We start from the raw sequence: 21,818 nt of genomic DNA on the forward strand, positions 1-21,818 counted from the left end.
ATGACACACTGAAACCCAAAACCCCTTAGATCTAAGGAAGGATAGAAACATGGTCAAAAAGATTTTGAATCTGATTCTGCTCGGTGCAATTGCATTTTCATTCACTCTTTGCTCCTCCGCTGAAAAAAAAGAGGAAACCGCCGCTCCTGAGCCATCTCAACAAGAGCAGGGTGCTGCAGCAAACAGAAGCGTTGATGCAAACTCCCCACAAGCGATCGCAGATTCTTTGAACGACAAGTTGAAAGATTTCAGATACCCGGACGGTCTGACTCGCCCGGGATTTAGCTATAAAAAAGCAGACGTAAACGCTGGTGATTTCAGTGAGTGGTCAAAAGTAAACGCTCCAGTGATCAAAGAAGGTCTCGGAAAACTTCCTGATAGCTACGCATTGGAAATTACAGGACATACAGACGCGATTGGTCCTGAACAAGCGGAAGGCGATAAAAAAGGAAATATTTTTTATTCTGAACTTCGCGCAAATGCCGTGAAACAAGCTCTGATCAAACAAGGAATTCCCGCGAATCGTATCACTACGAAAGGCGCCGGTTCTTCTGAGCCAGTTTCCGGTTTGGACGCGAAAGACGCTAAAAACAGAAGAGTAACTTTTCGTTTCGCTACTTCAGCTCCACAACAATAAGCCAAATCGATCAGAAATCTGATTCAAAAGGGGCGATGAGAAATCATCGCCTTTTTTATTTTTTGGGGGATGAATAATTCTTTTAAGCTCGGAATATTCACTTCCGATAAAGAAGTGAATATTGTTTCCTAACTTTCTATTTTACAGAGAATTTCCCAACAAATTTAGGGAAATATTGATTAAGAATTCTTATTATCGTCAAATTCGAAATTAGCAGACAGATAAATGAAAAGAGAATCGTGAGAAATGGATTTGCTAAATTTATAGTCAACCCGAATAACAATACGGTTTGCATTAGAAAACTTTTAAATACATTTTCAATGCCGCAGAAAAGAAGAGTTTCCCTACCCAAACTTCCAAACAAAGGAATCTCGGCGATTGCTTTTGCCAAGATTATATTCGCGTAAATTATAATAAAAGCGATAAGGATTGGATATAAGAATCCGAAAGCCGGAATTTCGAAAATGAATCGAACTTTATTGAAAATAAAATTTCCATCGATTAAAAAGTAGGCAATCGTCATTCCAGTGCAAAATATTCCTAACAATAGGTATACCCATTTCCAGAACGCTGGAAGCAAAGAGTAATCTTTGTTGATCAATGGAAATAAAATTGCACCCGAAGTATAGAAAACATAATAATATAGAGCGCTATCGATATTGTATATCCACGACGGCGCGTTCAGTGGATTAAAAGGAAGAATATGTTGTGTTAAAATACAAAGTAGAATCGAAATAATAAACGGAAAGAAAATATTTTTCGAAATCTTCAATAAAGAATAATGTAAGATCACAACAACGAACAAACAAGGCAGAAACCATAACGAGGCCGCATGAACTTGATTTCTTATTCCAAATATAAAAGTTTTTCCGGCGCCGATCACTTCCGGAAATTGCCAGTTATTAAGTATCGAAAAATAAATCAAAGCCACAAAAGAGAAAAAATAATAAGGTAATACCAACTGTAAAAACTTTCCTTTAAAATAAATCCAGAATGGTTTTTCAGTCGAAGTGGCAAAAAAACCGGAAACAAAAAAGAAAAGAGGAACGTGATAGAGAAAAACAAAAGGGTAAGCTCTCCCGGCGGCATCCGCAAAATGACCAATATAAATTGCGAATATCCCTAAAAATTTAAGTGTATCAACCCACTTTATTCGATGCGATGTTCGTTCCAAATTGCCTCCGGTGAAATTCAAATGTCAAAATCTTAACAAGATCAGAAAAATGAATTCCTGCCTGTTTTCAAGATAATAAAAATCTCGGAAGGAATTTTAACAATCTTGCAAGCGAAATTACTATATTTCTCTATTCGCTCACAAGACTATTAGGAAAAATTTAGAAAAGGTTCATTTAATTCTTACTCTATCTCACAGTACTCGCCTTGCAAAAATATACGGAAATCCGGACATACCTCGTGAATCAGTCGTTTTGCCAGTTCGTGGAGTTCCGTTCGTTCCATCTGAAATGAGTGTTAAACTTTCATAACCACCTAACCAAATAGCGTTATATCCATAGGTTCCAGCCGCAAAAGTATCATTTAAAACTTGTTTTGTACTAACAGCGTGCCCTTGAAATCGATCTCTCCTTCTCAGACCTCCAATCCATTCACTGTCAAAATCCATCACAGAAACAAAACCCCGTCCTTGCATTGTAAAATGTCTGACTTGATTCGTGATCGTCGTTCCCGCGACAGAGTCCGGAAGTCGATGTTTATAGAATCTTATTTTTACTCCAGATAAGGACCCGCTCGAGTTCGAAGTTGCGCAAGTAAAACTAATCGTCCGACTCGAAGTAGATAATCCGCTGATTGCCAAAGTTGCATTCATTGGGATACCACCGATCGCTTGCAAAAGTGTCCCCGTCATCCAATTTGTAAAGGATCCGTGAACCAAATTGTCTTCGGCAAGAGCGTTGATCATCTTTTGGCAAGGAGTCGTATTCGCGAACGTTATTGTAAGAACGTTACTCACAATCGAATAGCTAATTGCATCAAAGTCCGTTACATTCGTTCCAAGTGGATCGTAACGAAACGGTTTGTTCAGCCAGTAGTTTACAAGATCAGGCATTCCTCCGCTTCCGCTCGCATTGATCAACTGGTCCGGAGACGCCAGACAAAACGCCGGAAAATCCGTAGACGGTGATCGCATCTCATCCATCCAAAACATTTCTCCTAAGTATTTGCGTTCCTGTTTAAAAATGGAATCCGTAAAATTCTTAAAAAAAAGATAAACTTGATTGATCCCTTTTACTAACTTCAGTGGATTGTTAGCGTCCGGATTGATTCCGGAAATGATATCCGTATGAAGATCCGTCACCAAACCCGTCTTAACGTCACTTGCTTGCTTAGCTTCGGTTACTTCATTGTCTTGAATCCGATGGCCTTTTAACCCCCGATAGAATCTCAAATCTGAACCGAGAGTTACGACTCCGGATGCATTCGTAGAAATCGATCGCAACGGAATATCTCCGGCAACCAAAGAACCTTGTCTAGCAATGATTTCATAGGAGTTGTCTCTCCAAACGATCGGCCCATCGTTCGGAACGTTAGAGGGATTGTTAATTTCCGTTTCTAAAAACTTATGTCGGGCGACGATTGTACAAACGACATTGACTGGAACGATGATTCCTGCAAGAGGAGGAATTTCGATTCTTTTTCCGAATTCGTCATAAGCTATTAAGTGATCCGTTAAGTCAACTCTGCTTGATGTCGATCCGATTGCGATTGTACCTCCCACATCTACTCCAAATCCGAACGCGTCTAGATCACGGATGATGATCTCCTTCGATTTAGATTCTTGTTCTTTTTTCCAGTCCTCGGGAAAGACTCGCTTTCCCATTGTTGGAAATTCTATTCCTGATAATTGATCCATGTTTGCTCCATGAGAGAACGATTGTGTACGCAAAAGATTGCTTCCGTTCTTTATTGATTCTTCTTATTCAAACGCAGAGTAGAGAATGATTCTGCAAATTGTTTCTAAAATGAATTTACGCTTCTTCACAATACTCTTCTTGCAAAGATATACGGAAATCCGGACATACCTCGAGCATCCGTTGTTTTGCCAGTTCGTGGAGTTCCGTTCGTTCCATCCGGTCTCGCATCTCTAACAATTTCCGACCCTAATGAACTTCCCGCGAAATCGCCTCCTTGAATATAACTCCTGGAAGTTGTGATATCTTGGCTCATAAAGTCTCCACCAATGGTCGTGTGCCAATGCCCCTGGAATCGATCTCTCCTTCGTAGACCTCCAATCCATTCGCTGTCAAAATCCATTACAGAAACAAAACCCCGTCCTTGCATTGCAAAATGTCTGACTTGATTTGTAAGCGTCGAACCAGGAGAAACATCCGGAAGACGATGTTTATAAAATCTCAGCTTAGCACCGGATAAGGACCCGCTGGAATTTGCCGCCGAACAAGAAAAACTAATGGTTCTACTCGCTGAAGAAAGTGCGGTAATCGCCAAAGTTGCATTGATTGGAATACCGCCGATTGCCTGCAATAGTGTCCCCGTCATCCAATTCGTAAAGGATCCGTGAACTTGATTGTCTTCGGCAAGAGCGTTGATCATCTTTTGGCAAGGAGTCGTATTTGCGAACGTTATTGTAAGAACGTTACTCGCGATCGAATAGCTGATCGCATCAAAGTCCGTTACATTCGTTCCAAGAGGATCGTAACGAAACGGTTTGTTCAGCCAGTAGTTTACAAGATCGGGCATACCTCCACTTCCACTCGCATTGATCAACTGATCCGGAGACGCCAGACAAAACGCCGGAAAATCCGCAGACGGTGACCGCAACTCATCCATCCAAAACATTTCTCCTAAGTATTTGCGTTCCTGTTTAAACGTGACTTCCGAAAAATTCTTTGAATAGAGATAAGCCTGATTGATCCCTTTTACTAACTTCAGTGGATTGTTAGCGTCCGGATTGATTCCGACAATAAGATCTGCGTGAAGATCAGTCACCAAACCGGTCTTAACCGAACTAGCCTGCTTTTCTTCCGTAATCTGCGCGTCCTTAATATTACTGGTCGAAATTCCTCTCCAAATTCTGAGATCCGTTCCTAACGTTACCAACCCGGAAATATTCGTTGAAAGGGATCGAAGCGGTACGTCGCCGACCGCGAGCGCGCCTTGTCTTGCTAAGATTTCAAAAGAATTGTCTCGCCAAACAATCGGTCCATCGCTTGGAAGATTGGAAGGACTATCGAATTCTGTTTCCTGAAACTTATGTCGAACAACGATCGTTGAACTCATGTTATTCGGAACTGGAATTCCGACCATCGGACTGACTTCGATTCTTTTTCCATTGATATCGTAGGCGACTAATGTATCAATCAGATCTACCTGATTGTCACCGGAGCCAACGACGATCGTACCACCTTTCTGAATTCCGTAACCCAGAAGATCTTGATCTCGATTGATTATCTCTTGCGATTTTGATTCTTGCTCTTTCTTCCAATCTTCCGGGAACACTCTTTTTCCAACGGTTGGAAATTCAATTCCTGATAGTTTATCCATATATTTCTCCTTCAAACTCCGGAAACTCAATCGCTAACGATTCAAGTTCTTGAAACAAAACGGAGACGTTCGTCTTCGTATTATTCTCTATTTGCCTTATCCATTCTCTTTTCAGTCTTTTACAAATTCCTATATAGGTTTCAAAAGAACGGGATTTGATAAGAATTCTATCTGCAAGTTCCGTAATATCGTCGTCCTCCAGACTCGCGGATTCATTTACGAGTGACGTAAGAATCAACTTGAGACTTTCTCTTTCTTCTGAACTTGAATCTTTCCAAACTTTTGACTGCGACAAAAGAATCGGCCAGGAAAGCGGTTCCGTTTTTGGAAATAGGCAAAGAATCTTTTCCATGGCCTCGTCAAATTTTGAGTTGATCGAACGTATTTTTTTTTCTTTATATTCGGATATGGTGAGTTGACCACATTGAAGAAGTTCTAGCACCGTTTTCGGAACCAATTGATTCCCTTCAACTTTTTGATCTTCAGGAACTGCAATCAATCCCCGGTCCGCTTTTTCGGAAAGGGTAAACGGTTTCAATTCTCCCGATTCAAATTTAAAACCTTCGGGAGGAAACGAAGGTCCTTGATAGATCTTTTTCTTTTCCATTCCGTTCTCATCGCGATTGAACAATTCGACTTCTAATTGGACCGCGTGTAGACTGGAAGCTGGAAACTCTTCCAACGAATCCGAAGAATAAACGAATATCTTTTCCATGATTGCTCCTTTTTCGGAGCGTTTGAGTAGTAACGGCGGGATCCGCTTTGTATATTTAATAAATTGAATATTCTCTTATTTTAACGGCTCGTCTTGAATGAAGTTGATTCGTGAGAGTTCCGCCCATAACGAATGGTTCGAAAGCTCCTTGCTCTTCCCAAAGTTCACAAACGTTACCTCCTATATTTACGTTCTCCATAGATGTAACCAACGCGTTTCGGTCAAAAGAAGAAGATGGTTTCGGAAAGGAAAATCTATATCGAAAGAGCAGATATTTTCTCGACATCATGGTTCCATCCAATGTATCTCCGATAACGAAACAATTCTTCGCATCATCACTCTCATACAGTTTCGAATACTGAATGTCGTTCGCATCCAATTGTGTTAAATATTGAATCACTTGTTTTTTGGAGGAAACGGAAGCAATCGATAACTTAAAAGTCTTTGCGAGTAAAAGTCTATTTCTATAGGAATCGTCCGTTTCACCCGGAAGTTTAGCGATCTTATACCTCGCTCCCCAAAGAATCAGTCCGAAGCCGTCACTCGTTTCCAACCACATTTGCCTATAAAGCCAGCTAAGTCTTACGGCTCTTTCGTCCAAAATGGAAAGTAAGGATTTTAGAATTTTAAACCAAAGGCTTGAAGTTCCCAACTTCCGAACCAAGCTTCTCTGATTCTTCCATACAAAAGAATCAAAATTGAAATTGAATCGATCAGGCATAAACGGCTCCTAAAACTTGAAAGCTTGATCCAGCGCTCGCTAATGAACCCACCGGGACATCCACATTGCCGAGCGGATTAAATTCCACATCGATGCAGTTAGGTAATGTTTGATACAAAGCTCTTAGTTGCGAGTCGATGAAGTCTTGGCCTTCCGATAAAGAGAGAAAATATTCCTCTCTAATCTGATCCAATACGGATTGACTTGGAATCGTATCCGAAGAGGAAAATTTTACGGTCACCGTTTTATTGATCACAACTTCGTTTATATTCTCTACCAATACGTGAGCAACTCCTCCCGGATCGTTTTCCTCCGCATTAAAATGATTCTTTAATTGATTCAATTGAGAATCGGATAGAGGTCCGACGGAGCCTTGAAGAAGAATTTTTACTTCACCGTCAGTGTTTAAAACCTTTGCACTCTTAAAGATTGCTCTTTTGATAAATGGAAAACTTTCCGCTTCTGAAATATACCAAGCAGAAGTCCATTTGGAAGAAACTCCCTCGGCGTTCATTAATCTGGAACGGACGGAAGTTCTAGTTTCTCTCAGTTGTCCTTGTTGAACCTGTGTTACTTCAAAGTTTGCAACGTAGTCAATTCCATCCGGAGGATTTTCAATTAACGTGATCGATGAAGGAACCACGTTGCCGATGGGACCATCTAACGCGCATTGCACGAGGGCTTCGATCGTATATTTCCCTTGTGCATCGGAAGCGACTCCTGCAGGAAGAATCAGGGATTCTTGCAAAAAAAAACGAATCCTTTGATCCTCCGGACCTGAAGTTGTAACAACCAAAGCTTGCGGAATCTCACGGTCGATCATCGGTTGAACCGAGGAGCCGATTCTTACTTTAAGGATAGCTGGCAAAGCGGGCTTCCATTGCATTCCTCTTCGAATCAAGTGTTCGTGAAGCGAGTCGTCTTCGGCGGTATGGGGATGGATCGCTTTCTGGATCGAAATCAGTTCCGAATCGATAAAAAGAAATACCGCGTTAGAAAGTGCACGGATCAAAGAAAACGTTTTCGAAGTCGGGCTAAAGGTATGATTCTTAAATACGCCCGAACTCTTGACGGCTTGTAAATGATCGTTTAAAACTTGTTCTTTTGTTGTGTTTAAATTCACTGAAAATCTCCTGAAAAGAAAACAAAAATTCGGTTCATAATTAGGAACGAATTATAATATTATAAATTTAGAATTCGAATTTTCTAGGAACCCATAACGAATCCCTTTAACACCTCTCCGGTCCTGAGTCGAAAGTTTACCAAAATCCTGTTTTCAAAATTTAAACTTACTTCTATCGATTGTGAATCGATAGCCGGATGGAATCTGAGAATCCTCTCTGCATCTCGAATTCTTCCGGCTTGATCAGAATACTCCGTCGAATTCGCCGCGGCCCTTTGTCTGCTATAAATTTCCGGATAATCAAGGTCGTCGGCAACGGTCATTTCGAACATTTCTCGTATTTCGGAAAGAACGATTCGGATCGAATTAGAATCAGTCATTAAATCGTCGTTAGCCGAATCCAATACCAGATCACCGAATTTTAAAGGATCGTTGGTCAAGTCTATCATTAGGTTCCTGCCTTCGGTTTGCTCGATACAGCTGGGCCGATCGGAGTATCAGTGTAATCCGTTAAGTGGGAGGAGAGTCCGATGGATTCGGAGGAGTTCGCTTTCGCAGTGATTTCTTTTTCTGCTTCTACTTTACCTTTTGTTTTAAAATCACCGTCCTGTTCGATGTCGCCTTTTATTTTGAGTTTTTTAGAACCTAAATCGAAGGACAAAGAATCGTCATTTAAAGTGATCTTAACAGAATTCTTAAAGTTTATATACACTTTGTTTTCTTGCAATTCCAGTTCAACTTGATCAGCAATCTTTGTTTTTAAAGAATCGATCTTTTCAAAAGCGAAGGCAGTATAACGCTTATCAAGATTATCGCGAGCGACAAGAAGACATTTTGTTCCAACTCGTGGAATAACAGGTTCCGTCCAAGTAACGTTGTAGATATAATCGCCACCCGACTTAATCGTCAAAATCTTATCACTTTCGTTGATCGAGTCTACGATTCCAGACTTCGGAAAGTACATTGGAAAACCGATTTTCCAAGCCTGAATGATCGCCTGTATAAAAGTTTTATCTGCCATCTTAGTTCCTTATTTTTTACGTTTCGATTTCGACGAACTTGTCTTTGGCGGTTCGTGATAGAAGCCGGGATAAATTTCTTGTCTATATCCTCCGGTACTAAATTTCTTAACGACCTTATTCACAAAAGTTTTGGCGGTCCTGGAAGAATCTTCCAGATCTTGAATATCGATGATTTGCGAATGTGTGACTGAAGGGAAACCGAACGTTATAAATTTTCCCTCAAAGCCGGAACCGCACCTTTCCTCATAAATCTCCTTTGCTCTTTGAGTCGCTTCCTGAGAATTTAAGCCGTCGATCTCAAAATATTTTGCCTCACCGCTTCCATACGTTCCTTTATATGTTTGTCCCGTCCTTGGATTCTCTCCACGAACAACGATTTGAAACGGTTTACTTTCCTTTGGAATAAGATCATCTTCGATGATATTCGATCCGAATCGGAAGATCGGAAATTTTTCGGAAGATTTGGTTCCCGTTTTCGTTTTCGATTGAATCGATAAGTTCGGATGGACATTCGCTTTTTGGACAATCAGCTTCCAATCGTGGAAAAAAATATCCACACCTTCATTTTTCTTAAGTAACGAAAGCGCGTAACGAGCGGATTTTTTCGCGCACGTTATATCTACAATTTTTCTGATACTTGGATCCCGCACAACGATCGAAATATCCGATTGAATTTGGGGATGAATGCAGTCTCGAAGAAATGTCATCAAAGGTTTTTGATGATAATCTCGATCCATGATCTTTCTTTGGCAGAAAAAAAACGGATCCACGCATTTTAATTCAAGAGGGACTTTGGGGCTTATCTCAAGAATATATCCGCTAAACTCGGGAATAAGTCCGTATTTCGAATAGCCGGCTTTCCAAGTAACTTTTGCGAATTTCCGAATCGAATCTTTTTTTAGATTTTTATACTTTGGAAGTTTTACCGTAAGAGTGTCCGTAGGAATTTCTCTCGATGACTCGAGAGTGACCTCGGTTATCGCCGGAAATTTCGTATTCGAAATTTCTAATTCTTGCATCAAGATAAACATCAGAAAGAATTCCTTCTGGCCGCGTTTTGAAGCTCCGCGCTCGAAACAAGCGCTCCGACAAAAAAATCAGAACCGATATTCTCATACGGCTGGATGTTTTCGTTATCCTCTCGAATTTTTCCTGAAAAATGTTCCGTTCCATAATACAGAAGACTAATGGACTCGTAAGTATCTCCTACTTGAATCGTGTGAAAAACGTCCTCCGTGAAAGGATCGGGAATTTCGATTCTAATTCCAGGGATTAGAGTTTTCCAATTTTCGATTTGAGAATTGTGATCCAGAATCAGTTTCCACAATTCCCACTTTCCGTAAAATTTAGCGGATAACCTTTGTAAGGTGTCTGTATTTTTAAGAACGTAAAACTGACTCATAAGGTAGACTCCACGTTTTGATTCTTCGAATCCAAAGAAGCAAGGTCCAAATCGTATTCTTCGTCCGATAGAAAGGTAATATTCACTTCCTGACTGAATTGAATCGGTCCGTCGGGCAGACTGAAAGTTTCACAAACTACATTCTTAATTCCTAATGCGTTTAACATCGAATGGTTCAAATATAGAGTTTCATTGCTCTCCCACAGTTTTTTTAATTCCCGAATCTTCTGTATCATCGTTTTAACCAAAGGATTCGAAGGAGCCGCCAATAGTCCGGCCCCGTACACCGCGGCGAGAATCGTGAAGTCAACGGTAATTCTCCAGTCACCGTAGCCGGTGAGCTCTTTTACGGTTCCCTTTCCTCCAGGTATCGAGGTTAATTCGATCTTTTTGTCCTGGCTAACTTTGATTTTCGTTGCGGACGGAAACTCATATTCACTGAGAGAATCGGCTCCGATAATCAATCGATCCGTATCTCCGGTAATAATTTCAGGAGGAATGTATCCTGCGGGTAAAGCCGGTGGTGTAATTCCTCCGATCATGCTAACTCCATCTCCTCGTAACGATCCAATTCTGCAAAAAGAGCTTCGGTAAGAATTTCTCCAATCTTCTTTCTATTCGTATTTCTATCACCTAGAACCAATTGACCGACGATCGATCCGATATTTATATTATTTCCTGCTTTCGAATTCCCGGAGATAATTTCCGATGTTTCACGATTTTCCAATGTTCGCTTAACAATTCCTTTTGAATCGGGGGTAAGAGCTTCGTTAAATCTTTGTAATACGGGATTCATTTTCCGCGTTTCGGATTCGATACCATGGGCTACGGTGGTTACAAATGCACGACCATAACCTGATGTCTTTGCGAGAGGACCTTCTTTTGCATCCGAATGATTCGAGATTGTATCTAAACTTTTCGTGTACAAATTCTTTCCTGCATTTTTTAAAGTTGCGATGCCGGATAAAACTCCGCCTGACACCGTTTTTGCGAATGATAGACCGGATTCTTTCGCCATTCCTAAACCATTTTGAAATCCGCTCATCACTTGATTGACGGTAATCGGAATTGTATTCTTTTCATTCTTCATTCCGAGCGAAAACGTATCGACAAAGGATCGCCCTGAACCAGTAAGATTAGAAAGTGGACCTTCCAGGGCGTTTGAATGCGGTAGAAAACGAGCGATCGCGTCCATAACGGAACCGACAGTCGATTTCAGATCCGCAACCGAATCCATGATTCCGTCCGAAAACGCGGTAAATAAACTTTTACCCGATTCCTTCATTCGATTACGAACGTTTCCGATCACGTTACTCAGTGCTTGCCAAACCAAACTTCCGATTCCATAGATTGGATTTATCATCGATAGAATAAGAATTTCCTTCACTCCAGTCGGAAGGGCGTTGAAAGCGCCTAAGATTTTATCTACGATGCTTCCGAAAAAATCCGTGATGAAATTCCAACCCGATTGAATAGAAGAAGGGATGGAAATAAACCACTGAATATGCGGTTTAATCGGAGCAAAGGCAGTCGCAATTTTTTCGCCAATTGATGAAAATAAGTTTTTGATATTGTCCCAATTCTCATAAATCAATAGCGGAATACCGATGATCGGAGCAAACCAAACGATCAGCAATTTTGCAAATCCTGAAAGATTACTCCAAGTATCGACGATCCAATTCCAAGCTGAAATTGCGGCTCCTTTCAGTTCATCCCAATAGGTGATTACGAGAGCAATCGCCGCTACGATTCCGACTATCGCCAAGCCGATCGGATTGGATAAAGCGGCAACTTTCAAAGCCGCAAAAAGGCCCAAGGCGACCGATTTTAAAACTAACAAAGCTCCAGCACCTATCAGAACAGAGCCGCCTAACATAGAAAATGTGCCCGCAAACTCTGCGACTTTAGGATTTTCTGAAAGAAACAAATTCAACTTACCGATTCCATCAGCCAAAGATTTGAAAATTTCTTTAAGGACAGATCCGATAAATCCGAATTTTACTAAGCCAGACCCTTCGATACCCTTACCTAATAGAATTTTGAAATTGTTCCATGCGTTCGAAACTCGATTGATTTGGGAAGGAAGCGTATCCAACTTAGAGGATGCTATACCCACGTAGTTGAGCTTGCTAAAGTCTAATTCATTGATGTCCCCGTTAAAATTCTTGAGCTGTTTACTTGAAGCAATCAACTGTTCCGTTAATTCGGAGAAGTGTCCTCCGGATGCGAGAGTCGCTGTCGCTATTTTTTCGGTTAACGTTTTTAGATCGGAAGCATTCAGATTTTTGAATGATGTTTTTATTTTATTCATTCCAGATAACATTTCTTCCACCGGGATACCCGTTTTCGTAGAAAGTTGAAACGCAGTGGAAGAAAGGTTTCCTACTTCCTCAACGGAAAGTCCGAGCTTTTTAAGACTCCCTTCAAATTTTGAGGATTCGATTCTTGCATCGTATAATTCTTTGCTAGTTTTTAGAATGGAAACTCCTAAGTCTACGAGGGAGAATGCATCCTTCATTTTTAAAAAGGCAGAATCCAATTCTACTACCGAATTTTTAAATTCATTCGCATATTTTTTGTTTTCACCGATCAATGCCTTCATGGTATCCCATTGTTTATTGATCCGACTGATCTTATCGGAGGCGAGATCGTTGATTGTAAATATTAAATTTAGTTTATTAGTATCCGTTTCCGCCACATCCCGCCTCCGATAAATTTTTAATCACCGTTAAACGCTTTAACAATCGCTCTTTGTAAAGTATTGATTTCGACCTGCTGGATAAACTCCAACTCAGCCGCCAACCGACTTTCATACTCGTCGCGTTCGTCTCCGTCTTCCGGATATTCGATTTTTCTACCGGGAAAATAATACATTAGAAGAACTTCTAATGCACCATTCCCGGATTTAAGAAGCCGAAGCTTCTCACCTACAGCTTTTTTGCAGTTACCTCTTGCGTAGTGGCAGTCAGCTCGATCAGTTTATTGCTGATGGGAATAAAAATTCCCGGAGAATCTTGAGCCCAATCGTTTACAACGTCGAAGCTAGGATATAGACAACACTGACCCGTCAAACGTTGTGCGACATCTGTTTGCTTTTCCTTTCTCGCTTTCTCAAGCGTTTCGTCTACTTGAGTTTTGTTCGGAACTCTGCAGATAATTTTTCTGCCCTCGCCTGCATCCAGAACGTGAACGCCGCCTTTATCCGCAAAATGCGATTTAATGGATTCAATCGCCTCTTTGTTTCTTGAAACAAAATCGTCGTCGATATTTTGATACGGCTGTGGAAGTTTTTCAAAAGCTTCTTTCAAAGCTGGTATTGAACTGATCAATGGATTCATATTTTTCCTTCTTTTCTTTTTTATTAAAAGAGTATTAAAATTCTCTTAAGCGAATGTAATCACAGGAATCGACAAAAGCGCGATCTCCAAAGGAACGGCGATCGCACCGGAGTTCCCGCTCTTAACGTCCGCATTGTATTTTGTGATCTTCACCGCAGGAGCGATGTATTTAAAGTCCGGTCTTCCTTCCGCCTTTAAAATCGCCGTCAATGGTGCCGGCGGAAGTTTTTCGATTAATCCTCCGTAAGGCGACGCAAGAAGAATCAAACGATCCAACTCTTCGAAATAAATTTCGGCGCTGATGCTACGTTTGTAATTCTTGGTTGTATATCCGACGATCTCTCCGGATTTTCCGTAAGTTAGCTCTATTTCCACCGCGTGATCGAAGGTGAAGGATGAAAAATTCACCATGTCGAACCCGAAAAGTTTTAATTCAAGATTCGTAAAGCTATAGTTTTCTTTAACTACTTCTAAGGCCATTTTTAACTCCTATTTAGGTGTTGCGAAAGAAGTTTCCCATTCTATCGCTTTCGTTCTGTTGCTCACAAACATCTTGCACTTCGCTTTGAGAATGCGATCGGTATTGAAAGTCTTATCCGGATCCAAAATAATTTCGTGACCGGAAATTTCTTTTCTACCGGGCGCTTCCATCTCTGCCGAAATTTTAGAATCGATGTAGGTTTTAAGATAATCCAGTCCGCCGGATCCTGAATCCGCTTCCGTATCCATGTTCAAGAATTGAAGAGACTCACGATAAAGAATTCGATGCATCTTATCGGCTCGTCTTCTTTCGGGAAGTTCTTTGAAGTCCGAGGAGCTCGCCGCCTTAATCTTATCTCTTGCGATAAAGATTCCTTCGTAGTCGTCGTACTGCTTTAGAACCATCAATCCCATGTCGTGAAGAAGATCCATGTAGTTTCTGTATCCTTCATCCCAATAACGAATCTCAGAAAAGGTGAGAGATCGCATATCTTTCACGTATCCAATGGAAACGTTTACGGGCGCCGCCGCAATCTTCGCCGTCGCCATAGTCGCGAAGTTTCTCCATTCACCGATGGAATCTCCGACTGATTTCACGGCAGAATAACCACCGGATGCGTTGACGCCACCTTTGATATAACGTCCCTCACCAACTGCAATCATCACTCGTCCTTTTGGAGAAGCGAACGGATCAAACTCATCCTGAATAAACTGAAAGTATTCTGAAAGCGTTTCACTTTGATTCTTTCCTCTTGCTTCCAAAATGATAAACGAAGGAAGATGGTGTTCCATTTCCATTTCTTCGAGAATCGCGTTGCAGGACATAGCAAAAGCTCTCGTCGCAGGACCCAGTACGTGAATCCAATAAGCGCCGTATTCGCGTTTGAGCGCTTCAATCGCTGTTAGACGAGACGCGTTAGACGCACTTGGACCGGTGATGGTAAAAGTATATGTATCACCAATTTTAAAAGTATTCGCCGGAGTCGAAGCATTCGTAAAAGTCGCGGTAACTCCCGCATCTAAGGAAATCGGAGATCCACTTGCCGGTGTAATGAGAGGAGCTGAAAAGTTATCGCCGCCATCGACGGACTTACGGTACTCAGCAACTCCCGAAGCGCCAGCCTTCGTAATCTTCAGTACGACAACTCTCGAACCGGTTGGCGTGCCTGCGGTCGTTGGGATAAGCGCTTCTCCATCGCCTGTTTTTACAGGTGTTGCGACCAATCCTGCAACGTCATTCTCAGGGCGAACGCAAAGAACTGGGACTGGCTTCTGTCCTTTAGCCTCGTCAAATTCTTCAAAAAATTGTTCTAAAGAATCAACGAGAACTCCGCGCCCGAAGACGTCTTTCGCCTGTGGTGTGTTATTAATAACATAGACTCTATTCGCTATCCCGCTTTCTGCCGTTCCAACCTTGGAACCGACACGATCGGGTTTAACGTCATTGAAGTTGATCCCACCATCTTGATGGTAGGTTGTCACATCGCCTGTTGACATGATTCGCTCCTAATATTAATAAGAGCAACTGAGTAGAATGGCGGAATATTCCGCTCTTTGTATAAATCAATTCGCTGTTAGGGTTCTTAATAACGAATCATGAACTTAAGCTTTGGAACTTAATTTTTCATCTTCGTCTACATTGATTTCCGAAGTCCTCACTTTTTTACTTCTATCAGGCTCGATCCCGGAAAATTCTTTGAACGCGTTCCTAAGGACTTCTTCCTGAACATCTTCTTCCGGATCCCTACGAAGATGATCTAAAAAACCGGCCGCTAAAGCGGAACTCAATTCGTATTTTCTAATAAACTCAACTGCTTTCATTGTTCCTCCAATATTCCTATTTCCGTTGGCTCTTCGATTTCAAAGGTTCCCTGAGCCAGAGTAGGAACCGTTTCTGTTTCAAAGAGTCCGTCTTGGAAAACGATATCCACTTTTAATTTATAATACCCGAGATTCTCAAGCGGTTCTAAGACAATAAAAGATGCGCCGGAACGGACCTCGATCGTTACATCGTGGGACGTTTGAAATTTAGGATGATTCGAGATGTATAAAAGAATTTGGTCTAAAATTCCGAGTTGGGTTACGTCGGTGCCGACATGCCCGGAAGACAAAACATCCTTAGAAGAATTTTGCATCCAGAAATCAAGAGAATATGAGAATTCTTGAATAAAATGACGTTTCAGATAACGCAGATTTTTTATCCCGCTTAGGACGGCAGGAGATAACTTTTGAAATCTCCTGCCGTCCGGAATCGAAGTAAGTGGAGAAAGTTGAATGAGACAAAAGGGAAACAGACTCGGATAATCGGATACGGAAGGGGCTGTAAGAAGAATTTTATCTTCCGGAAACAATGATTCCAGTTCCGTAGCAGGAGGCTCCGGATTCGTTTTGATCGATTGGATCAACGATCTTAAGTAATCTATATGGCTGGATCTCATCATTTAATTTTTCCGTTTACACACTTTGCAAAAACCGATTCAACTTCTAACACACGAAAAAAAGCATTCAAATCAATATTCTTCTTCCGAACAATAGGAGCTTCGGATACGGGAGAAGAATACATCATCCTCTTCAATCAAACAAGGCGAGAACCTACGTCATCTGCCGCTCTTTTCAGAAGCATCCGAAAACGAATGTCCAAATGTTAGAATCTAAAATCGATATTAGAATATTTGAAATTAATTAAAAACAAATTAGGAATCCGCATTGGATTCGTTTGAGTAGGATATCTGAGAATGGAAGAAATTATATTCTAGTACAAAGCGACCAACGGAAACAAACAAGGCTTAAAAACTTGAATCAAAAAATACTGGACTTCTTGTAAGTTCTTAAGAAGTGAAATTGAGGGGTTCAAATGGTTTCGTTCTTCGGTTCACAATTTTTTAATTTGTAGTCGGCTATATCTGTATTCATGGTTCAAAACCTCGAAAGTGGTTCGGAAATCGTTCCCCGAAATTTTTCCTACAAAATTTCTATGCAGTAAAACTTTTTGACCTCTCACATTTTCAAAACAAGTTCAACTCCCATCGGTGAAAACGAAGTAGAATTCGTTTTCACCGTAACCAAATGGATGTTTTCTAATCCATGAGAAAATTTTAATATCCCTCAGAGCGAGCGATAAGAATCAATGCAACGCATTTTCTTCCGAGACAGTTTGTCGGAACAATGTAAATCCACTAAAAATCTTTCTTGCATGGTCCTCCTAAATTGGTATGCGCTCGATTTCAAAAATCAATCCCGCCGAAACGAAGTAGATCAAATTTTCACAAATATCTTTTCCAAATAAAAGATACTTGGAACTCCAAGTTCGAACAATTCATCCAAGTCGTATTGAATCAGATGACCGTAGGGATCGATATAACGTGGTCCGACTCCGTAAGGATCCGAAGCTTTTAAGAATTTCTTACCTTCGCTGGATACTACGATTCCAATACCACGAATGATATGCCCTTTTTGTGTAAGAAAAGTACCCAGACCACAAGGGTAATTACCGAATTCAAAGTAGTGGCAAAGTTCGTCTTTATCTCCCGCTTTTTTAACGATCTTAAAAGGAATCTCGTTCGACTTCATTAGTAAATTAAAATGTTCTGCATGATCCAAAGAATCATATACATTTTTATGATTCTTTATCACCCAATCCTCTAAGAGTGCATAGTAGTTATAGGTGGTTAAACGAATAAAATCCGGAATCCTATAAATCAAACCGATATAAACAATAAAGTCCTGGAAAACATTTCCCATACACTGTTGATAATCGTGAAGAAATAGTCGAGGCGTAGTGGGATCCTTTCTTTGCGGATTCCATGGCGCGATAGGATGCGATATGTGCGAAATCATTTTTCCCTCTTCGTTTAACAAACTGGTTGGTGCAAATCACAACGACTTCTGATTGAGAAAATCCCTGGAATAAGACTGGATTCTAAAATCCTGATACGGTTTTCCGCACAATCTCGTTCCCATTCTGTCCACTTCCGAACGCACTCTTCCCTCAAAAGACAACGAGAGAGATCTTTTGCATGAACTCGATATGCATTGTATCTTCCCGAAGTTACATACCACGTTCCGTTGATTTCGATCTCCGGCGGTTTTCCTGTCTCGATCGGTTTCGTCAGCGCAAAATTGTTAGAACGGAAACTACCTTTGCAATCTTCGTCTCTACGCTCACGGACACGATTTCCCTGATTCTGGCACGCAATCAAAATCATAAGCAGAACCGGGAGACAATTGTATTTCCTCAATTTCATAATAATCCTCGCTGTGTATTAAATGTGAAACGACCGCTTTCCCTCTATGGAGAATAAGAAAAATTATCGTTCCAAATATTATAATTGCGTAAACTTTCGTTCTGAGTGAAAGCAGGCTCCACCAAAGTAGAAACGAATTCATAACTTTTTACTCCCCACGTCGAAATTTTCACCAGAACCTTGAATATTCGTCTCATTCAATCTATCGAATGCGTTCTCGAATATTTTATTTTTGGAATTGATGCCTTCATTCACTCGTTTACCCAAATACAAACTGCCGACTGCACTGTAAAAAAGAATAAGCCATTGTATAAGATCCATATGCAAAGGTCTTAAGGAATCAGGAAAACAAATGGATAGAACACAAAGCGCCGTTAGATAAAATATTACCAAAAAGAATACGATCCATGTTCTTAAGGTTGTATCGGATCTCTTTCCGCTTCGATCATCCTGCCAAAGAAAATTCACTCGCTCCTCTTTACCTTCGTTGAGGTGAGCTTAATTAAGTCTTTTACGTCGGCTTTTATTTCAGCCAAATCCTTTGATATGGAGGTCATCTCGGTCTCTATTTTTACGATTCGAATTTCGTGATCTTTATACATAGTGTTGTATTGGAACACCGCTGAGATTAGAAAACAAAGAATCACAAGGAAATCCTTGATCCCTAACTTAATCTGACTTAATTTTGAATTCTCCATTCTACCTCTCAAAAAAAAATGACCCGCGCGGCGGCGGGCTAAGATACTACTCAATCGCTTTCGATTGTGAGAAGAGGATAGCACGGAGTGATCTGGTGTCCAAGGAGCGAACTGATTCTTTTACGTTCGTTCTGCCGCTAATTTTTCTTGAAGGATTTTACGGAAAGGTAAAATCATATCCGAGCTAAAATCGTTGTCGGTTTAAATAATTTGCTTTTTTGTCTTCCGAGAATGGGCGATCTTATCAAGATCGGAAACGAAAAACCTTCTGACTCTCGGACTCCACTCAATGAACGGTATTTCGTAATCGATCACGTATTGAGTGAAAGTCCTTACTGAAAGATTAAGATACTTTGCCGCATCTTTTGTTTTTAGCACTTGATTCTTATCGTTCGGAATCGAATATTTTTGTTCTTCAGCAAGCGCATCCTTTTCCGTAGAAAGAGAAGGCGTTACGACTTTTAATAATGAACCATTTCTTGTGTGACCTTTGATCTCAGACATAGAAAGCAGGTTTGAATGATTGCCTCCTATCTTGTCAAGTCATTTAGCGAACGTTTCCCTGGTCCCAAATTTAAAATCAAAAAAGAAAGATGAAATATTCTTTTTGAATATTCTAATTATTGAATTTATTAACAAAGATAGCGCGTTGAACGCCGTTTTTTGAGTCTGATCGCGGAGAAGTCCTTTTGAATGAAATTTAGAACACTCGAATCGAAAAAGTATAAATTCCTTCTTGAATCGAATTCTGTGCGCTCAAGAACGAAGGATGGTCACATCCAGCTTTGGCTTTGTTTTCTAAAGCGAAGAAGTCGAGGAAAGAAATGTGAATTTCAAAATGAGCAGATTCTTACCAAGTTATGAGACATATTGAAATTATTGTCATTTTCATTCCTGGATTAAAACTTTCCAATGAATTGCCAAAACCTGTTTCAAAGTGAACAAAAAACAGCCACACTTTCGGATTTAAGATGGATTTTGTCAGGGGTTAAAAATATACTAAACATATATATAGCGTTATTGTTGGAGCAAGAATTTGGAGACTACGGAAGATTTGCGCAATCATCTTTTTTGGGAAGTGGAAGAGACTCTTAAAAAGTTCGAATACGACTTTCAAGTATCTCCTGAACCGATTCAAGTTCTGAGACATACGTACGCACTTGAAATCGTTAATCGTATCTTCGCGAGCCTTGATAAATGATTCTTATTTCTTCCGTCGAAATTTTTCGATTACAACATTCAGTGCATCTAATTCCGAATCCGGGACGTCCAAAAGATTCTCTAATAATTCTTCCATCTGCGGCCTAGTCCTTATCTTCCTTAAAATCGCCCGGTAACGATCCGTTTCTCGATCGGTTTTTAATCCGGCTTCAGATAATAACATATCTCCTTCGCCGGTAATCAGCCATAGCGGATTCACATTGTGCTCTGTTCTAAGCCTCAACAAAGAATCCTGCGAAAAACTCTTAGCTCTTTCGTTGATAAGATCACTGATAAAAGCAGGCTTCAACTCAATCGATCTAGCGAACTCCGCCTGAGATAGCCCAAGAGTTTCAATTAGCCTTTTCAATCGTTCGGGAAATTTTTTATCCGCTTTATACATTTTTACCGTATTTTTTTGTTGACCAAAATACATTATAGACGTATGGTCATTTCAAGCGGGACAAAACCCGCCCTGATTCATTTCGATTCCGGAGCCAAGTTCGGTCGATCGCCGACCCAAGCATTGCATGCGGAAGCGAAATCGCAATCACAAAAAGGGGCTGTAATGATCATCACGGGTGGGAACGCGCGGAAGAATTTTATCTGCATCGCTCTTAAAAGGAAGAACTGCACTAAACTCTATAGAAAGGCTGGGGAGAACTTTGGCCACCTTTTCAGGAGTTTAATCGGAGAACATTCTTACATTGAAATTCAGATCTTATTCAATATATGGAATATTCCATTTTTGATGTTCTTTACCTTGTTTCATGATTAAACGAAAAACCAGGAGATTGTAGAATGACCGAGATTGAAACGATCTGTATCGATCGCAAAGAAAAATTTTCCAAAGACAACTTGGACCCGATCGTCCTCACAGACATAGAGGACAAAATGGTGGGCCAAATTGCTGAATATGTTAAGAATCAATTTCCTACGTTTGATTGGAGATGGGACGATCACACGGAAATGGCAGACAAAGCTGTAACATCCTTGTTCCTCGTTAAAAACGATATAGTTCATATCTGTAAAAAAGAACCAATCAAAATCAGAGAATTTATTAGTATTCTTGAATATATTATAGAGGAGGAATACGGAGAATGATTCAGATTAGAGAACGAATTACATTATTGAGAAGGGGGATTCTCCTTTCTAAACTTTATAAGAAGGATGGAGGCAGAAGAAACCATTTTGAAATCATTGAAAGCCTCTTGAGTCGTTCTGCCGTAATGGACGCATTCTTACAAGACCGCGAGTTAGAAGGCGACTTTTACGAATGGATAAACGAACAGAAAATCACGGAGAATTTAGAATATGAAAAATGAAATTTGCAATCGGTGTAGAAAGAATGAATCTCTCAGTCAAACCGATCTTTGCAAAGATTGTCTCAGGGAAAAATTTAAGAAACTGATCCCATCTATTGATCGTATTCGGCCTATTCATCCGAATTTTTCCCGATTTTCGTCTACCGAGGATCCGAAGGGGGTAGCATGAATCTTACTAAGAAACAAAAAATTCAAAGGTCAATTCAGGTTGAGAACGCTGTCTTCGAAGAAATATGGAAAGAGGTTCCGGACCACATGATTCGTAAACTGAAAGCGGAGGAACTTTCTGAATATATAGTCCGCCACATTCTTCCGGTAATAGAAAAAAGGAGAATCACAATGACTCCTTACGTTCGGAAAAATTCTGCTAAAAAGGAGATCGCGATTGCGTAACG

General features: G+C 40.6%; 27 protein-coding genes and 1 pseudogene. 5 read left to right on the plus strand and 23 right to left on the minus strand.

What is annotated here, in order from left to right; translation table 11 throughout:
* Positions 1–49: 49 nt before the first annotated feature.
* Positions 50–637 (plus strand): OmpA family outer membrane lipoprotein Loa22, encoded by a 588-nt coding sequence (gene loa22, locus DLM75_RS01870; RefSeq protein WP_118966851.1) that lies wholly within the window; start codon positions 50–52, stop codon positions 635–637.
* Positions 638–773: 136 nt separating this feature from the next.
* Here the strand turns inward: loa22 and DLM75_RS24940 are convergent, their stop codons facing one another.
* The 23 genes and pseudogenes from DLM75_RS24940 to DLM75_RS01990 all read right to left on the minus strand — a co-directional run bounded on the left by DLM75_RS24940 (position 774) and on the right by DLM75_RS01990 (position 20,501).
* Positions 774–1,832 (minus strand): acyltransferase family protein, encoded by a 1,059-nt coding sequence (locus DLM75_RS24940; protein WP_118966852.1) that lies wholly within the window; start codon positions 1,830–1,832, stop codon positions 774–776.
* Between the two features lie 171 nt (positions 1,833–2,003).
* Positions 2,004–3,506, minus strand: a complete 1,503-nt coding sequence (locus tag DLM75_RS01880; protein ID WP_118966853.1) for a hypothetical protein — start codon at positions 3,504–3,506, stop codon at positions 2,004–2,006.
* Between the two features lie 335 nt (positions 3,507–3,841).
* Positions 3,842–5,155: pseudogene (locus DLM75_RS01885) on the minus strand (hypothetical protein); the annotation flags it as partial.
* Positions 5,148–5,870 (minus strand): hypothetical protein, encoded by a 723-nt coding sequence (locus DLM75_RS01890; protein WP_118966855.1) that lies wholly within the window; start codon positions 5,868–5,870, stop codon positions 5,148–5,150. The gene DLM75_RS01890 and the pseudogene DLM75_RS01885, both read right to left, overlap by 8 nt.
* 55 nt (positions 5,871–5,925) lie before the next feature.
* Positions 5,926–6,591 (minus strand): hypothetical protein, encoded by a 666-nt coding sequence (locus DLM75_RS01895; protein ID WP_118966856.1) that lies wholly within the window; start codon positions 6,589–6,591, stop codon positions 5,926–5,928.
* A complete protein-coding gene (locus DLM75_RS01900; protein WP_118966857.1) occupies positions 6,584–7,714 on the minus strand; it encodes a baseplate J/gp47 family protein in 1,131 nt (376 codons plus the stop codon). The genes DLM75_RS01895 and DLM75_RS01900 overlap by 8 nt, the downstream gene beginning before the upstream one ends.
* Before the next feature lie 83 nt (positions 7,715–7,797).
* Positions 7,798–8,163, minus strand: a complete 366-nt coding sequence (locus DLM75_RS01905) for an LIC10183 family protein (protein WP_118966858.1) — start codon at positions 8,161–8,163, stop codon at positions 7,798–7,800.
* On the minus strand, positions 8,163–8,735 hold the full coding sequence (locus tag DLM75_RS01910; RefSeq protein WP_118966859.1) for a hypothetical protein: 573 nt from the start codon (positions 8,733–8,735) through the stop codon (positions 8,163–8,165). Before DLM75_RS01910 ends, DLM75_RS01905 begins: the two co-directional genes overlap by 1 nt.
* Positions 8,736–8,744: 9 nt before the next feature.
* The gene (locus tag DLM75_RS01915) at positions 8,745–9,767 is read right to left on the minus strand and encodes a hypothetical protein (RefSeq protein ID WP_118966860.1); all 1,023 of its coding nucleotides are present in this window, start codon (positions 9,765–9,767) and stop codon (positions 8,745–8,747) included.
* Positions 9,767–10,138, minus strand: a complete 372-nt coding sequence (locus tag DLM75_RS01920; protein WP_118966861.1) for a LysM peptidoglycan-binding domain-containing protein — start codon at positions 10,136–10,138, stop codon at positions 9,767–9,769. Before DLM75_RS01920 ends, DLM75_RS01915 begins: the two co-directional genes overlap by 1 nt.
* Positions 10,135–10,680: a DUF6046 domain-containing protein gene (locus DLM75_RS01925; RefSeq protein WP_118966862.1), complete on the minus strand. Its 546-nt coding sequence runs from the start codon at positions 10,678–10,680 to the stop codon at positions 10,135–10,137. Before DLM75_RS01925 ends, DLM75_RS01920 begins: the two co-directional genes overlap by 4 nt.
* A complete protein-coding gene (locus DLM75_RS01930) occupies positions 10,677–12,836 on the minus strand; it encodes a phage tail protein (RefSeq protein ID WP_118966863.1) in 2,160 nt (719 codons plus the stop codon). The genes DLM75_RS01925 and DLM75_RS01930 overlap by 4 nt, the downstream gene beginning before the upstream one ends.
* A 20-nt stretch (positions 12,837–12,856) precedes the next feature.
* Positions 12,857–13,012 carry a hypothetical protein gene (locus DLM75_RS24385; protein ID WP_167731720.1) on the minus strand — a complete coding sequence of 52 codons (156 nt, stop codon included), beginning with the start codon at positions 13,010–13,012 and terminating at the stop codon, positions 12,857–12,859.
* Positions 13,013–13,065: 53 nt separating this feature from the next.
* The gene (locus tag DLM75_RS01935) at positions 13,066–13,476 is read right to left on the minus strand and encodes an LIC_10177 family protein (protein ID WP_118966864.1); all 411 of its coding nucleotides are present in this window, start codon (positions 13,474–13,476) and stop codon (positions 13,066–13,068) included.
* A gap of 45 nt (positions 13,477–13,521) precedes the next feature.
* A complete protein-coding gene (locus DLM75_RS01940) occupies positions 13,522–13,956 on the minus strand; it encodes a hypothetical protein (RefSeq protein ID WP_118966865.1) in 435 nt (144 codons plus the stop codon).
* Between the two features lie 9 nt (positions 13,957–13,965).
* Positions 13,966–15,453, minus strand: coding sequence for a DUF2586 family protein (locus DLM75_RS01945; protein WP_118966866.1), 1,488 nt, complete (start codon positions 15,451–15,453; stop codon positions 13,966–13,968).
* Positions 15,454–15,558: 105 nt separating this feature from the next.
* Positions 15,559–15,777, minus strand: a complete 219-nt coding sequence (locus DLM75_RS01950; protein WP_118966867.1) for a hypothetical protein — start codon at positions 15,775–15,777, stop codon at positions 15,559–15,561.
* Positions 15,774–16,394: an LIC10173 family protein gene (locus tag DLM75_RS01955; RefSeq protein ID WP_118967927.1), complete on the minus strand. Its 621-nt coding sequence runs from the start codon at positions 16,392–16,394 to the stop codon at positions 15,774–15,776. The genes DLM75_RS01950 and DLM75_RS01955 overlap by 4 nt, the downstream gene beginning before the upstream one ends.
* An 817-nt stretch (positions 16,395–17,211) precedes the next feature.
* On the minus strand, positions 17,212–17,793 hold the full coding sequence (locus DLM75_RS01960; RefSeq protein WP_118967928.1) for a hypothetical protein: 582 nt from the start codon (positions 17,791–17,793) through the stop codon (positions 17,212–17,214).
* A 545-nt stretch (positions 17,794–18,338) separates the two neighbouring features.
* Positions 18,339–18,668 carry a hypothetical protein gene (locus DLM75_RS01975; RefSeq protein ID WP_118966870.1) on the minus strand — a complete coding sequence of 110 codons (330 nt, stop codon included), beginning with the start codon at positions 18,666–18,668 and terminating at the stop codon, positions 18,339–18,341.
* A complete protein-coding gene (locus DLM75_RS01980; RefSeq protein WP_118967929.1) occupies positions 18,665–18,898 on the minus strand; it encodes a hypothetical protein in 234 nt (77 codons plus the stop codon). Before DLM75_RS01980 ends, DLM75_RS01975 begins: the two co-directional genes overlap by 4 nt.
* Positions 18,899–19,099: 201 nt before the next feature.
* Entirely contained in the window at positions 19,100–19,402 is a 303-nt protein-coding gene (locus tag DLM75_RS01985) for a MerR family transcriptional regulator (protein ID WP_118966871.1), read from the minus strand.
* 700 nt (positions 19,403–20,102) lie between these two features.
* Entirely contained in the window at positions 20,103–20,501 is a 399-nt protein-coding gene (locus tag DLM75_RS01990; RefSeq protein WP_118967930.1) for a helix-turn-helix domain-containing protein, read from the minus strand.
* A gap of 42 nt (positions 20,502–20,543) precedes the next feature.
* Between DLM75_RS01990 and DLM75_RS24945 the strand changes: the two genes are divergently transcribed.
* From DLM75_RS24945 to DLM75_RS02015, 4 genes are all read left to right on the plus strand, one after another.
* Positions 20,544–20,876: a hypothetical protein gene (locus DLM75_RS24945; protein WP_241547807.1), complete on the plus strand. Its 333-nt coding sequence runs from the start codon at positions 20,544–20,546 to the stop codon at positions 20,874–20,876.
* A gap of 23 nt (positions 20,877–20,899) precedes the next feature.
* Complete coding sequence (locus DLM75_RS02000; RefSeq protein WP_118966873.1) at positions 20,900–21,202, plus strand: LIC13344 family protein; 303 nt, start codon at positions 20,900–20,902, stop codon at positions 21,200–21,202.
* Entirely contained in the window at positions 21,199–21,423 is a 225-nt protein-coding gene (locus tag DLM75_RS02005) for a hypothetical protein (protein ID WP_118966874.1), read from the plus strand. Before DLM75_RS02000 ends, DLM75_RS02005 begins: the two co-directional genes overlap by 4 nt.
* 165 nt (positions 21,424–21,588) lie before the next feature.
* Positions 21,589–21,816: a hypothetical protein gene (locus DLM75_RS02015; protein ID WP_118966876.1), complete on the plus strand. Its 228-nt coding sequence runs from the start codon at positions 21,589–21,591 to the stop codon at positions 21,814–21,816.
* Positions 21,817–21,818: the final 2 nt, after the last annotated feature.

Origin of the sequence: Leptospira stimsonii (assembly GCF_003545885.1) — a bacterium.
GTDB lineage: Bacteria > Spirochaetota > Leptospiria > Leptospirales > Leptospiraceae > Leptospira > Leptospira stimsonii.